The sequence below is a fragment of the Streptosporangium sp. NPDC087985 genome (genome assembly GCF_044741965.1).
Taxonomy (GTDB): domain Bacteria; phylum Actinomycetota; class Actinomycetes; order Streptosporangiales; family Streptosporangiaceae; genus Streptosporangium.
The window spans coordinates 14,579-28,673 of sequence record NZ_JBIUTQ010000004.1 but is presented as its reverse complement, the minus strand read 5'-3'; the positions used below and the strand labels follow the sequence as shown (position 1 = coordinate 28,673).

General features: G+C 70.1%; 10 protein-coding genes. 6 read left to right on the top strand and 4 right to left on the bottom strand.

The genetic code is table 11. The annotated features are described in order from the left end of the window. Positions 1–6: 6 nt before the first annotated feature. Complete coding sequence (locus ACIN94_RS11310) at positions 7–513, bottom strand: TetR/AcrR family transcriptional regulator (protein WP_400703139.1); 507 nt, start codon at positions 511–513, stop codon at positions 7–9. 111 nt (positions 514–624) lie between these two features. Between ACIN94_RS11310 and ACIN94_RS11305 the strand changes: the two genes are divergently transcribed. Further along, positions 625–1,788: a cysteine desulfurase family protein gene (locus ACIN94_RS11305; RefSeq protein WP_400703136.1), complete on the top strand. Its 1,164-nt coding sequence runs from the start codon at positions 625–627 to the stop codon at positions 1,786–1,788. A 46-nt stretch (positions 1,789–1,834) separates the two neighbouring features. Beyond that, the gene (gene mnmA, locus ACIN94_RS11300) at positions 1,835–2,905 is read left to right on the top strand and encodes a tRNA 2-thiouridine(34) synthase MnmA (RefSeq protein ID WP_400703133.1); all 1,071 of its coding nucleotides are present in this window, start codon (positions 1,835–1,837) and stop codon (positions 2,903–2,905) included. A 7-nt stretch (positions 2,906–2,912) separates the two neighbouring features. On the opposite strand, the gene ACIN94_RS11295 is transcribed toward mnmA, so the two are convergent. Beyond that, positions 2,913–4,106, bottom strand: a complete 1,194-nt coding sequence (locus ACIN94_RS11295; RefSeq protein WP_400703130.1) for a transglycosylase SLT domain-containing protein — start codon at positions 4,104–4,106, stop codon at positions 2,913–2,915. Further along, positions 4,103–4,477: a hypothetical protein gene (locus ACIN94_RS11290; protein WP_400703127.1), complete on the bottom strand. Its 375-nt coding sequence runs from the start codon at positions 4,475–4,477 to the stop codon at positions 4,103–4,105. The genes ACIN94_RS11295 and ACIN94_RS11290 overlap by 4 nt, the downstream gene beginning before the upstream one ends. Before the next feature lie 150 nt (positions 4,478–4,627). Between ACIN94_RS11290 and ACIN94_RS11285 the strand changes: the two genes are divergently transcribed. The 4 genes from ACIN94_RS11285 (at position 4,628) to ACIN94_RS11270 (ending at position 9,822) form a co-directional block, all read left to right on the top strand. Next, entirely contained in the window at positions 4,628–4,816 is a 189-nt protein-coding gene (locus ACIN94_RS11285; RefSeq protein ID WP_400703124.1) for a hypothetical protein, read from the top strand. Positions 4,817–4,939: 123 nt separating this feature from the next. Beyond that, positions 4,940–5,344 (top strand): YbaB/EbfC family nucleoid-associated protein, encoded by a 405-nt coding sequence (locus ACIN94_RS11280; RefSeq protein WP_400703121.1) that lies wholly within the window; start codon positions 4,940–4,942, stop codon positions 5,342–5,344. Continuing rightward, positions 5,341–5,664, top strand: coding sequence for a hypothetical protein (locus ACIN94_RS11275; RefSeq protein ID WP_400703118.1), 324 nt, complete (start codon positions 5,341–5,343; stop codon positions 5,662–5,664). Before ACIN94_RS11280 ends, ACIN94_RS11275 begins: the two co-directional genes overlap by 4 nt. 6 nt (positions 5,665–5,670) lie before the next feature. Beyond that, on the top strand, positions 5,671–9,822 hold the full coding sequence (locus tag ACIN94_RS11270) for a hypothetical protein (protein WP_400703115.1): 4,152 nt from the start codon (positions 5,671–5,673) through the stop codon (positions 9,820–9,822). 198 nt (positions 9,823–10,020) lie between these two features. Here ACIN94_RS11270 and eccCa read toward each other — a convergent pair whose 3' ends face one another. After that, the gene (eccCa, locus tag ACIN94_RS11265) at positions 10,021–14,022 is read right to left on the bottom strand and encodes a type VII secretion protein EccCa (protein WP_400703112.1); all 4,002 of its coding nucleotides are present in this window, start codon (positions 14,020–14,022) and stop codon (positions 10,021–10,023) included. Positions 14,023–14,095: the final 73 nt, after the last annotated feature.

Genomic DNA, 14,095 nt, shown 5'->3' with positions numbered 1-14,095 from the left:
TCCCGCCTAGGCGGGCAGCAGGCCGAGCAGGCGCTGCTTCAGGTCGGCGTAGTGGTCGTCGTCGTAGAGGTCGGGGTCGTGGCTGGCCACGTCCCACAGGCCCTCACACGCGAGACGCACGATCTGCGCGGCCGCGGGGTCGGGCTCGGTGTCGAGACCCTCACGGTGCCAGCGAGCCATCGCCGTGCGCAGCGGGGCGAGCAGGTAGAGGTTGCCGGACGCTCCGGTCACCACAGCCCAACGTCGCAGTCTGCCGCTCTGTACGGCGGCGAACGTGGCGGCCAGATAGTTCTTGGTATAGGTGTCGTGGCCCTGGGCGGCGATAAGCTGGTCGAAGTCTTCGATCAGCCGCTCGACCATGCCCTTGATCAGGGCTTCCTTGGTACCGAAGTGGTAGAGAAGGCCGCCCTTGCTGCATCCGGCGCGCTCGGCGACGGCTGCCAGGGTGAGCGCCGAGGAGCCCTGGTCGCAGAGCAGATCCTCCGCCGCATCCAGTAACTCTTCTCGTCTCACCCCATTTACTGTACCGTCTGGACGGTTCAGTGGCAAGCGAGGGACGGCGTTCCCCGCGGCCCCGGATACGCTTGTAGGGCAGAAAGAAGGCTGGGGGAGGGGAGTGCGGTCGTGGAGTCCGCCTATCTCGATCACGCGGCGACCACGCCGATGCTTCCCGAGGCGATCGAGGTGATGACAGCCCTCCTCGGCCAGGTCGGCAACGCGTCGTCGCTGCACGCGGCGGGCCGCCGTGCCCGCCGGGTCGTGGAGGAGTCGCGAGAGACGATCGCCGACGCGCTCGGCGCCCGGCCCAGCGAAGTGGTCTTCACCTCCGGCGGCACCGAGGCCGACAACCTGGCCGTCAAGGGCCTCTACTGGGCCCGCCGCGCAGGGGGCGCGAGCCGGATCCTGGTCAGCGCGGTGGAGCACCACGGCGTGCTGGACCCGGCGCACTGGCTGGGTGAGCGGCAGGGGGCGACCGTCGAGCTGCTCGACGTGGACGAGTTCGGCAGGGTGCACCCGCAGACCCTCCGCGCCGCCATCGAACGCGACCCGGACAGCGTCGCGCTGGTCAGCGTGATGTGGGCCAACAACGAGGTCGGCACCGTCCAGCCGGTCCGCGTGCTCGCCGGGATCGCCCGCGACCACGGCATCCCCTTCCACACCGACGCCGTCCAGGCCGTCGGCCAGCTCCCCGTGGTGTTCGCCGACTCCGGCGTCGACGCGATGACGATCTCCGGGCACAAGGTCGGCGGCCCGATAGGCGTCGGCGCGCTGCTGCTCGCCCGGGGCGTGGACCCGGTGCCGGTGCTGCACGGCGGCGGCCAGGAGCGCGACGTGCGCTCGGGCACGCTCGACGCCCCGGCGGTCGCCGGTTTCGCGGCGGCGGTGCGGACCGCGGTGGCCCGCCAGGCCGAGACGTCGGCCCGGCTGTCCGCCCTCCGCGACGACCTGATCCGCAGGGTCCGCCAGGCCGTACCCGGCATGATCCTCAACGGTGACCCGGTGAACCGGCTCCCCGGCAACGCGCACTTCTCCTTCCCCGGCTGCGAGGGCGACGCGCTGCTCATGCTGCTGGACGCCAAGGGGGTGGAGTGCTCCACGGGTTCGGCGTGCTCGGCGGGGGTGGCCCAGCCCTCCCACGTCCTGCTCGCCATGGGCGCCGACGCGGTCCGGGCGCGGGGTTCGCTCCGCTTCTCCCTCGGCCACACCTCGACCGAGGCCGACGTCGACCGGCTGGTCGACGTCATCGCGCTGATCGTCGAGCGCGCCCGTCGCGCGGGTCTCAGCTGATCGAGTACGGCGGGACGCCCGCCATCACGGGTACGCTCAAGGTGTTATGAGACTCCGTGTGCTTGCCGCCATGTCCGGCGGCGTCGACTCCGCCGTGGCAGCCGCCCGTATCGCCGAGGCGGGCCATGACGTCACCGGCGTGCATCTGGCGCTCTCGGCCAATCCCCAGTCGTACCGGACCGGCGCCCGCGGGTGCTGCACGATCGAGGACTCCCGAGACGCGCGCAGGGCCGCCGACGTGATCGGCATCCCCTTCTACATCTGGGACATGGCCGAGCGGTTCCACCGCGACGTCGTCGAGGACTTCGTCAGCGAATACGCCGCGGGCCGCACGCCCAACCCGTGCCTGCGCTGCAACGAGAAGATCAAGTTCGAGGCGGTCCTCGACCGGGCCCTCGCGCTGGGCTTCGACGCGGTGGCCACCGGGCACCACGCCCGGATCGTCGACGGCGTGCTGAGCCGCAGCCCCGACGAGGGCAAGGACCAGTCCTACGTGCTCGGCGTCCTCACCCGGGAGCAGCTCAGGCACGCGATCTTCCCGCTGGGCGACTCCACCAAGGCGCAGGTCCGCGAGGAGGCCGCGCGGCGCGGGCTCATGGTGGCCGACAAGCCCGACAGCCACGACATCTGTTTCATCGCCGACGGCGACACCCGCGGCTTCCTCGCCGACCGTCTCGGCGCGGCCGAGGGCCCGATCGTGGACGAGTCCGGCGAGGTCATCGGCAGGCACGAGGGTGCGTACGGCTTCACCGTCGGTCAGCGCAAGGGTCTGCACATCGACCGCCCCGCCTCCGACGGCCGCCCGCGCTACGTGCTGTCCATCGAGCCGGTCTCCAACACGGTCACGGTCGGCCCCCGGTCGGCCCTGGAGGTCACGGCCATCGTGGCCACCCGGCCGGTCTGGAACGGCCCGGTCGCCGAGCCGCGCGAGCCGCTGTCCTGCACGGTCCAGCTCCGTGCCCACGGCGAGGTGTACGGCTGCCGCGCCCAGCTCTCCGGTGACGAGGTCCACATCACGCTGGACGCTCCCGCCACCGGGGTCGCGGCCGGTCAGGCGGCCGTCCTCTACCTGGGTGACACCGTGATCGGGTCGGCCACCATCGCCACGGCGGCGTGACCGGCCGTCAGTACGGCTTGTATCCGCCGCCGCTCTCCAGGGACGCGATGCCGGGATGGTGGGCGAGAGACCCGTAGCGTCGGTAGGTGTACAGGACCCCGGCGATGATGTTGTCGACCGGATCCTTGATCATGTTGTGGCCGGGAAGGCTGTTCGCCTGGAACGTGGGCGGGATCGTCTGCATCAGTCCCTGGGAGGGGACGCCGTTGCGTGCGTTGACGTCCCAGTTGTTCTGGGCGTTGGGGTTCCCCCCGGACTCGTGGTAAATGATCGTCCAGATCCGCTGGATGTCCTTCGGGTCGTCCGGGTCCAGGTCGCTGACGTCGATCCCTCTTTTTCTGAGGACCCCCGCCATCTCCTCCGACTTGATGATCGTGAGTGCCTGCTTGATCCACTCCACGACCCTCTCCTTCGGCGCGGGGACGGTCCCGCCCGACGAGGGGGCGCCGGAGCCGTATCCGCCGGAACCGTCTCCACCGGGGCTGTAGCCACCGGAACCGCCGCCGTCCGTGCCGGCGAGCGTCGTCCGTGCTGGATCGGCCAGGGGGGTCTTCCGCCAGTCGACGGTCCGGCCTGGCGCCGGCACGAACTTCTCGTCACCGGGCGCGGGAATATCGGCGAAGGTGATCGACCGGTCGTCCATGTGCTTCCTGAGGTCGGTCGCCGCCTTGGTGACGGCCTTGCCGGCGTCGTCGAGATGGACGCGGGCGTCGGCGATGGCCTGGTCGACCGCCTCCTTGATCCCCGCCGCGAGCTCCGTGTCCGTCCTCTTGGGGTTGTCGGCACGGTAGGTGTTCCACCGGGTGACGAGGTCGCCGGTGATGGCGTTCACCTTGGTCTCGGCGGTGTTGAGCGTTTCGGCGACGGTGTCGAGAGAGGTCGCGCAGTGCGACAGCGCATCGTGCAGCGCGTTGCCGGCCTTGCCGTACTTGCGCATATAGGTGTCGAAAGCGTCTGCCGACTCGCCCTGCCAGGCGCCGTCCACCGTGTTCACCGCACCGTTGAGCTCGCGGGTGTGTTCGTGCACCTTGCCCGCCGCGGACCGCCACCTGGTGGCGATCGCCGTGATCGACTCCCGTTCGCCGTTGACCTTCATGGCGATGTCGATCAGTTCCGCGCTGCCCGGGACGGTGGGGGCGAGCGGTTCCCTGCCGCCACCCCTGTCGGTGAGTGGTTCTCTGCCGCGGTCCCCGCCGGTCACGGGCGGCCGACCCCGCCCGCGTACTGGTGCCCGGTGGCCCTGTTGACCTTGCGGACGTTCTCCTGCACGTCGTCGAGCGCGCGCTCGACGCCTTCGAGCTTGCTCTTGACCTGGCCCAGCTCGCTGTCGACCGTGTTCTCGATCATGTCCACGGCGCCGGCCAGAGCGCCGGAGTCCGCCAGTCTCCCGAAGATGGAGGAGTCGGTCGACGTGGCGGGATAGGTGCCGCCGAGGTCGCCGTACTTTCCGGCCAGTTTCTTCGTGGTCGTACGGCACTGATCGAGAGCGTCGAAGTGGATATCTGTACCCGCCACCCAGCTGGCCCCTTCCGGCTTGGCGCAGAGCCGATGAATGTCGATCCTAGTGGACATGGATCTTCCGAGGGAGGTCACGGAAAGGGGCCTGGTCGGCGCGCCGGACAGTTCGGGAGTCGGATCCGCGGCCCCTTGATAGCCGTCGCCGCCCGGCATCCGGCAGGATGGAAACCTGTCCGGTCTGTTCCCTAGTTCCGAGGATCCGCCATGAGCGAAGACGTGGACCCGGTTGTGCCCGCCTTCACGGTCGTCTCTGAACCCGGCACGTCGAAGCCGCCCATCGTGCTGGAGACTTCGACGGGGACGCTGAGCGTCGCGGCCGACCTCACGCCCGAGGAGTTCGCGATCCTCGATCAGATGCGTCGTGAGACCGCTGCCCCCGGACAAGACACGTAACAGTTCACAACCCCTGACTGCTTTGCCCTTTTTGCTCGCCTCGGCGGGTATCACCTGATATTTCTGGGTCGATTGGTGTCTCTGTGGCGGGCGGGTCTGCACGGCTTACGAGGGGTGACTGCGGTGAGCGATGAGTTTCGGACGGCCATCGAGGAACTGGCCGACGAGTACAACCGGCAGGCGGCGCAGCTCCGCGAGACGTACGGCAAGCTGAACGAGCTGACGGTGACCGCCTGCTCGGACGACCGGATGGTGACCGTGACCGTGGGACCGCGCGGCCAGGTGCAGGACATCGAGTTCGATCCGCGGGTCTACCGGAAGTTGTCGTCGGCGGAGCTCTCGCAGTCGATCATGGAGCAGATCGGCGTGGCGACGGGCGAGGTGTCGGCCCGGACGCGGGAGCTGATGGCTCCGTTCGTGCCGGACGGCCTGCCGTACGAGGAGCTGTTCGGGGAGGGGGCGAGTTTCGATTCGTTCCTGCCCCAGCCGGTGACGTCGCCGTCGAAGGAATCGGAGGGGCACCGGTGACGGTGCCTGACGGCTACTACGCGGAATGGGCGGGACTGCGCCGCAGAGCCCAGGACTACGGTGACGAGCACGACTTCCTGCGGGAGGCGTACATCTCGCTGGGTGAGGCGTTCCTGAGGGAGGGGCGCCCCCTGGGGAGCGACCAGTACGGCGCGGAGCTGGAGAAGAACCTCCCGCGCATCAGGGAGGGGATATTCGACGCGTTCGCTGCGTACATCGAGGAGATCGATGGCGTCCGGAAGCGGCTAGGGGCCAATGCCGCGGTGTACGAGGCGGCCGACCAGGCGGGCAGTCTTCCCTCTTCCCCGTCCGGCACGTGATCGTCCGTGGGGTTCGACGGGCTCCTCGTCCCTGACTGGTTCAAGCCGATGGCCGGCTGGGTCGTGGGGATGGACTGGCCCGAAGGCGATGAATCGAAGTGCTTCCGGCTCGCTGACGCGTGCGCGGCGACGGCACGGCGGGTGGCGGAGGGCGACCCGGCCTCCGGGGGCCGCAGACCCGGGGAGCCACCGGATGGTCCGGCGGACTGGGACGGGGAGGCGCTCAAGGCGTTCGCCGAGCACGTGCGGCTGGTGACGGGGGGCAGGCAGGCCGAACTGGTCGACCGCCTGGTCGCCGCGGCGCTGGAGTTCAACGGCGCGGGAGTCCAGGTCGAGTACACCAAGCGGATGATCGAGGTGTCGGTCTGGCTCCTGCTCCTCCAGATCATCTGGCTGGCGAGAGCGGCGTTCGTGTCGGGCGGGTTGACACTGGGGCTGATCGGGGCGCGGGCGCAGCTGACCCGGTTGACGATCCGGCAGATCGCGACCCGGCTGCTGTTCAACATCGGCCTGTTCGGCACCCTGGTCGGCGGCATGGATCTGGGGGTGCAGGCCTCCCAGTCGCGACGCGACGCGATCGACTGGCACCAGGTCCTGACCTCGGCGGGGACCGGGGCGCTGACCGGAGTCTTCCTGACCGGCCTGTCCGGTGGGCTGTCGCGGCTGTCGACCAGCGGGCTGCGGGCGGGCTTGGCCCGGGGGGAGATGACGGCGGCCGAGAAGTGGCTGGCGACCGCCACCCAGTCGATGGCGGGGATGATGGCCCAGTCGGGCGTGGCCAACGGGGCGGCCACGGCGGTGACTCTCGGGCTCAGCGGCCAGTTCGACTGGGAGATGGTGCTCAAGGGGACCTCGGCGGGCGTGATCGGGGCCGCCGACGCGCACTGGGCGGGGATGACCCCCACCGGCCGTGGTCCGGACGTCGGCGGGGGACCGGGCGGCGACGCCCACCGGGCGGACACGGCCAATGACACGGCCAAGCCGGAGGGACCTCCCGGCGCCGCCGGGCACGTCCCTGACGGGGCCCGCCCCGATCCGGCGACCAGCCTGGCCCAGGCGGTGCCCGACAGCCAGGCCGTACCGGACGCGGTGCATGCGGACGGCGTCCCTGCCGCGCGCCCGGATGTGAACCGCATCGACGGATTGATCAACCGGCCGGATCCCTCCGGTGCCGTCGTCCTTCCACAGCAGGTGGGTCCGGCCGCGCCCCACCACGCCAGGGCGGATGCCGCAACGCCGTCGCGTCCCGCCGCCCTCCGCGACCACGGGAAGTTCGCCGAGAGCGTGGCCACCGGGATCGTGGGTCCCCGCGAGCCGCTCAGATCCGGCACCGAGACCGTGAAGGTCGAAGCCGTCACCCTGGGCGACGGAACGCGTGCGGCCCTCAAGGAACTGGCCGGGCCGGAGGCCCGGGACCGCGAGCATCTCGCCTCACGGCTGGGGCAGGCCGTCGGCGCGGACGTGCCCGCCACCCATATAGTCGGAGACCGCCACATCCTGATCGACTGGGTCGACGGCGAGAGACCGGCCGTCCACCGCGGTCCCGGCGGAAGCTGGGAGGTCCCGGGACACCACAACACGCGCGACGGTTTTCTGCTGGGCCTTCTCGACACGCTCACCAGCCATCACGACCGCGTCGGCACCAACCACGGCCACGAGGACATGAGAGTCGGCGCGGGCGGCGTCCTGCGGGGGTTCGACCACCAGCAGGCGTTCCAGGGGGTGCTTCCCGATGTACGGAACCCACTCGTCCGCAACTTCTTCCAGGAAGTGGCGCCGATGCGCTTCGAGTGGGCGAGGAATCCGCTCAGCCCGGAAGACGTCCGGATCATCGGGGCGCGGATCGACGCCCTGGCCGGCGAGTTCCACGCCTTGGGGCGGGACGACTGGCATGCCAACGTCACGTTCGCGTTCTCGAAGGTGGCTGAGCAGGCCGCGGGCACGACGTCGCTCCTCGACGCGCCTCGGGGGTTGCCCGTCGTCCCCTTCGACCCGCCGACTGTCCACACGGGAACCTCGCCTTCCGCGCATCCGGACCCGGTGCGCGGGTCGCCGAACACGTCTGACGTCACGCCGGTCCGTGACGCGCCTGTTCCGCAGGACCTCTCGCCTGGTCCTCCTGATGCCGGTGGATGGCTGGGCAGGAGCGCGGACAGCGGCGTCCACCATTCCCGGACCGTCGAGAACGGGGCCACCCGACTGGAGATCGTCACCTTCGGCGACGGGACATCCGCCATCCGGTTCACCGGCCGGGACGCGGACGCGGCGGAGGCGGCGGCACTGGTCCGGCAGACGATGGGTCTGGACGGCCCCGCCATCCACCGATCGGGAGGCTCTGTCTATCAGGACTACGGCAACACCGCGCTGCGCAGGAGCGTGGAGACGGGGATCCGCGACTCCCAGCGGGTCGACCTCGGAGGCGGCGTCAAGCTGGAACTCGTCACCTTCAACGATGGCGCGCGCTCGTTCCGCCGGGAGTACCAAGAAATCGCTGAAGCGGACTACCACGAGTTGGGGGCTCTGCCGCCGCAGTCCATCGCTGACGGCGAGGGCGGAATCCATCGCGCGAGCGAGACCGTCGTCTACGAGAACCGCGTCGCCTGGACAAAGCTCGAAGCGCTGAAGCCGTTGGCGTGGAGCGAGTCCCTCACCGAATCCATGAGGCGCTCCCTGTATGACGTGCTGACCCTTGGCGAGGGCTTCCACCGGCACGTACCCGGGGCGGACGAGTTGGGCCGGCCCGCGCTCAAGATCGACCGTGACTTCGCCGACGCCTGGGAGAAGCCGCTCAACCACATATTCGTCGAACGGAGCATCTTCTCCCAGGGCGAGCTGGTCGACTTCACTCTCAGGCGCAACGAACTGGGCGAGGCGGACATCGCCGCCGTCTCGGCGCGGCTGGAGGCGACCCGGCCCGAGTTCGAGCGCCGGGGCCTGCTGGACTGGCATGACGATCTCATGGACCGGCTGGGGCACGTCGCGCGGCATGCCGACGGAGATCAGCCGGTTCTGGGAGACCTGGACGGTGTCCCCGGGCATGCCGGGGCCGACGGGCATGCCGTGGACCATCACGCGGATCCGCCGGGATGGCCGCACGACCTCGCCGAGACGGAGCCCCATGAGGCGCTCACCCATGTGCTGCAAGGAGACAACCTCCGGGAGCTGAACGAGGCGGCGTCCGGGCGGGCCGGGGACTCCGGAGACGCCGCGAGGGCACAGGCGTACGCGGAGTTGGCCGATGCCGCCCTGACCCGGCTGCCGCACCGCGACGGGACCGTTCAGGCGCGCGTGCCCGTGGACTGGATCCCCGCCGACATCGCCCCCGGCGGGGAGCTGGCTTTCAGGGGGTTCCTCGACGGGGTCGACGATCCCCGCTTCCTGCCGGACGCGCCGCGGAGCGCGCAGCTGATCATCCGCGGCGACCACGTCCTGGTCGACGGACTGTCCGGCAGACCGCACCATGTGATGTTCGGCGCGGATTCGCGGTACCGGGTGCTCGCGATCCACGAGTCCTCCTACGGCGTCAAGAGCTATTTCCTGGTCCACCTCTCCGAAGGGGGAGAGGTCGCCCTCCCCGCGCGGGAGGGCGGGCACCCGAAGGCCCGGCCGGAGCTGACCGGGGAGCTTCTCCGGCACTTCGAGGAGCACAGGGAAGAGACCGACGCGGGGGTGTGGTACCGCGACCCGGGTGATGAGGGTGACATGGCCCTCGCCGACAGCGCGCGCGCCGTGCCCGCGATGGACGGTGCCTTCTACGTCGACGGTCATGGAAACCCGGATGGGATCGTCATCGGAGACACGCAGCTCACAGCCGGTGAGCAGGCGATGCTGCTGTTGAACGAGCCCCGCCTGGGGCCGGACGACGTGGTGATCTACCTCGGCAACTGCCGTATCGGCTGGGGAGAGGCTCCTGCCGCGCTGGAGCTGGCGCGACAGACCGGCCGTGTGGTGATCGCGGCCGACTCCCTGATGGCGGTCAATGAATACGGCGACATGACTCCCGTCGGCTCCAGTGATGACGGCGGCTTCCTGAGCGAGCGCGGTGGGTTGCGCATATTCCTGCCTGACGACCCGATCCCGGGCGGGGTCTGGGACCGGGCCAAGTCCCTGCTCGACGGCGGATGGCCGGATCTCCCCGCCGAGCAGGGCGGTCCGTGAATCCGCTCCTGGGCCGATGGGGGACAGGCGGCTCCGCTCCACGACGCCGGCGTTTAGTTCGGGCTGCCGGTACCGGAGCGGTCTGGGCACGCTCCGTATGCGCCGCGCAGCCACGGCCGTGACCTGTGATGGGCCAGGCGTTCATCCACGTGGACCCGGCCGACCACAGATCCAATCCTCTCTCAGCTGCCGGGGACGCTATTGATGATCTTCCAGTGTGGAGGGTGGCAGGAAGGCGGTCTGCACCAGGCGCGCGCCGTGCTTCCTGTCGACGTGGTAGCCCCGGCCCGGTGGGAGCGGGTGCGGACGCACATTGCCGAACAGGAAGCCCTCGTCCTTGTTGCCGGACAGGATCACGGCGGGGCTGGCCATGTCCTTGATCTTCTGGATGACCGAGTCGAACATGGCCCGCCCGACGCCGCCCATCGCGCGGGACATGACGAGATGGAGGCCGATGTCGCGGGCCTGCGGCAGCAGGTCGGCCAGCGGCTGGAGCGGATTCGCCGAGGTCGCCACGAGATCGTAGTCGTCGACGACGATGTACAGGTCCGAACCCTGCCACCAGCTCCTGGACCGGAGCTGCTCCGGCGTCAGGTCCGCCGGAGGCAGCCGCTTGAGCAGCGCGCCGCGCACGTCCTTGATCAGATCGATCGCCGCCGCGCTGGAGGCCGCGTAGCCGATGCGGTGCTCGGTGGCGGCGGAGTCCAGCAGGGACCGCCGGTAGTCGATCACGATCATCATGGCCTCCTGCGGCGTGTGCCGGGCGACCAGACCCTCGGTGATGAGGCGCAGCATGTTGGACTTCCCGCTCTCGGTGTCGCCTACCACGATGAAGTGCGGGTCGGCCTCGAAGTCGACCAGGACGGGCGCCAGGTTGGCCTCGTCGATGCCGATCGGGATCCGGTCCGGCCCGATCTGCTCCGGGCCGGGCAGCGTCTCGGCGGGCAGCACCGGCGGTAGCAGCCGTACCGCGGGGGCGGGAGGTCCCTGCCAGGCGTCCTTGACGGCGTGGACGAGCGTGCGGACACCGGTGGACAGGTCGTCGGCCTTCTGGACGCCGTCGATCCGGGGGAGCGCCGCCAGGAAGTGCAGGCCCTCCTTGGTGAGCCCGCGGCCCGGCACGCCTTCGGGTACGGCCAGCGACGTCTTGCGGTTGACCTCCGACTCGTAGGCGTCACCGAGTTTGAGCTCCACCCGGTTGCCGAAGAGGTCGCGGATGCCGGGACGGAACTCCGACCACTTGTTGGTGGCCGCCACGACGTGGATGCCGTAGCCGAGCCCGCGTGCGGCCAGGTCGGTGATGACGGGTTCGAGTGTGTCGAACTCCTGCCGGACGGTCAGCCAGCCGTCGACCACCAGGAAGACGTCGCCGAACCGGTCGCCCTGGATCGTCCCGTCGGCGAGCTGCCGCCGGTAGGTGGTGATCGAGTCGATCCCCTGCTCGGTGAAGTCGCGTTCCCGCTGCTGGAGCAGGGTGGAGATCTCGGCGACCGTACGGCGGACGCGGTCGGCGTCGAGGCGGCTGGCGACCCCGCCCACGTGGGGCAGCCCCTCCAGCGAGGCGAGGGAGCCGCCGCCGAAGTCCAGGCAGTAGAACTGCACCTCGCGCGGGGTGTGCGTCAGCGCCATGCCGGCGATCAGCGTGCGCAGCACCGTGCTCTTGCCGCTCTGCGTTCCCCCGGCGACGCCGACGTGGCCGGCCGCGCCTGACAGGTCCAGCCAGAACGGGTCACTCCGCTGCTCGAACGGCCTGTCGATGATGCCCACGACGGCGTGCAGCTGTCCCCGGCCCGCCCATCCGGCCGTGCTCAGGCCGTACTCGGGTGTCGCCGACAGCGCCGGAAGCAGCTGGGCGAGGGTCGGGGAGTCGCCCAGCGGCGGCAGCCAGATCCGGTGGGCGGGCGGTCCCTGGCTGTTCAACCGGCCGACCACGACGTCCAGCATGCTGAGCGCCCCCCGGTCGGCCGGCGCGTCCGGTGCCGCCGTCGGTTCCTTCTTGGGCTCCTCCACGATGGGGACCGGGGAGAACTCCGGACCGTACTCCACGACCTGCCGGAGCGGACCCTGCCCGCCCGTCGCCGCCGCGCTGAGGGGGTCCGCCTGGTAGGCGCCGGACACGTAGGCGGCCTTGAACCGGGTCATCCCGGTGGTCTCGAACTTGAGATAGCCGTTGCCCGGGGCGGACGGCAGTTCGTAGGCGTCGGCCACGCCGAGCACGACCCGGCTCTCCATCGCGGAGAAGGTGCGCAGGCCGACGCGGTAGGACAGGTGGGTGTCCAGACCGCGTAGCCGCCCTTCCTCCAGGCGCTGGGAGGCCAGCAGAAGGTGGACGCCGAGCGAGCGGCCGAGCCGTCCGATCATCACGAACAGCTCGATGAACTCGGGTTTGGCCGAGAGCAGCTCGCTGAACTCGTCGATCACGACGAACAGCGTGGGCATCGGCTGCAGGTCGACACCCTGCTCGCGGGCGCGCTCGTAGTCGCGCAGGGAGGCGTAGTTGCCGGCGGAGCGGAGCAGCTCCTGGCGGCGGACCATCTCCCCGTGCAGGGCGTCGTACATGCGGTCGACGAGGGGCAGCTCGTCTTCGAGGTTGGTGATGACCGCCGAGACGTGGGACAGGGTGTCGAGGCCGAGGAAGGTGGCGCCACCCTTGAAGTCGACCAGGACGAAGTTCAGGATCTCCGACGAGTGGGTGATCGCCAGACCGAGCACCAGGGTCCGCAGCAGCTCGCTCTTGCCGGATCCCGTGGCGCCGATGACCAGGCCGTGCGGCCCCATGCCGCCCTGCGCCGACTCCTTGATGTCGAGTTCGACCAGGCGGCCGTCCACACCGAGACCGATCGGCACCCGGAGCCGGTTACGCCCTGCCCTGGGCCGCCAGGTCACCGCCGGGTCAAGGCGCCCCGGGTCGCCGACGCCGAGCAGGTCGGTCAGGGAGGTGTTCACCGCCAGGACGTCCTGAGCCTCCCCTCCCTTCGCGGTCGAGGCGCGCAGGGGGGCGAGCTGCCGGGCCAGGCCCTCGACCCGCAGGAAGTCCAGCTTGTCGGGCTCGCCCAGGCGGGTCGAGCTCTGCTTGCCGGTGTGGTCGATCCTGATCATGAAGAAGCCGTCCGGCTGGATGTCCAGCCGCAGCGTGTTCTTCTCCTCGATCGGCCCCGCCGTTCCGGACAGGTCGATCACGGTGACGCCCTGGATGGCGTCCATGCCAAGCTGGGAGTCGTGCGGCACGTGCCCGCCATCGATGATCAGCACGTGGTACGGCAGCGCGTCGGCGGAGGCGCCGGGCCGGAACCGCGCACGCTCCTTCAGCTCCGGGCCGAGCAGCCGGTCGAGCTCGGCGAGGTTCTCGGTCATCAGCCGTACCTGGCCGGCGGCGTCGGTCTCCTCCGGATGCAGCGCGTGGGGCAGCCACTTGGCCCAGTCCCACTGGGGCATCCACTCCTTGCTCGCGCACACCATGATCCGCATGTCGTCCGGGGAGTGGAACACGGTCATCTGGGCGATCATCGCGCGCACGAGTTCGCGTACGGCCACCGGGTCGCCCGTCAGGTTGATCCGCGCGAAGGAGTGCAGGGCCACGGCCACCGGCAGTCCGGCCACCGTCGAGTGCGCCCGGACGAACCTCCGCAGCGCGCCGGACGTCAGGGCGTCCAGGTCCTCCACCGGCCTGGAGTCGGGGGGGATCAGCTGGATGGCGAGTTTCTGGACGCCGGTGCCGAGCCGTACCGTGCCGAAGTCGTCGTCGCGGGGCCGCCGTTCCCACAGGCGCTGGCTCATGGCGACCCACCAGAGCGAGTCGGGGGCGGGGCCGCTCCATTCGAGGGCCTCGCGCTGCTGCGTCGCCGCCCGCCGTACCTTCTTGCGGACCTGGGAGAGATAGCGGAAGTAGTCGCGGCGCAGGCCGTTCAGCCGCTGCTTGCGCTCTCCGGCCTGACGGCCTATCTGGCCCACGGTCATGCCCATCATGGACACGGCGAACAGGCCGCTCGCGACATACATGATCGGGCTGGAGTTGCCGCCCGCGGTGAACATCAGGCCCATCGCGGCACCGCCCGCGAGCATTGGCAGGTAGGTGAGCACCGCAGTGAAACCCTGCGACTGGACCTCGGGGATCTCCGGCGGCGACTCGAGCAGGATTTCGCCCCGGGGAGACTTGGGCGGTGGCCGTCGCTCTGGGCGCCGTACGATGACGATGCTCACCCTGGAATCGCCTTCCTGGTTGTTTGCGCTACTTCCTACCAGAGAACGTTTATCTGTGGCTGTCGCGCGTGAT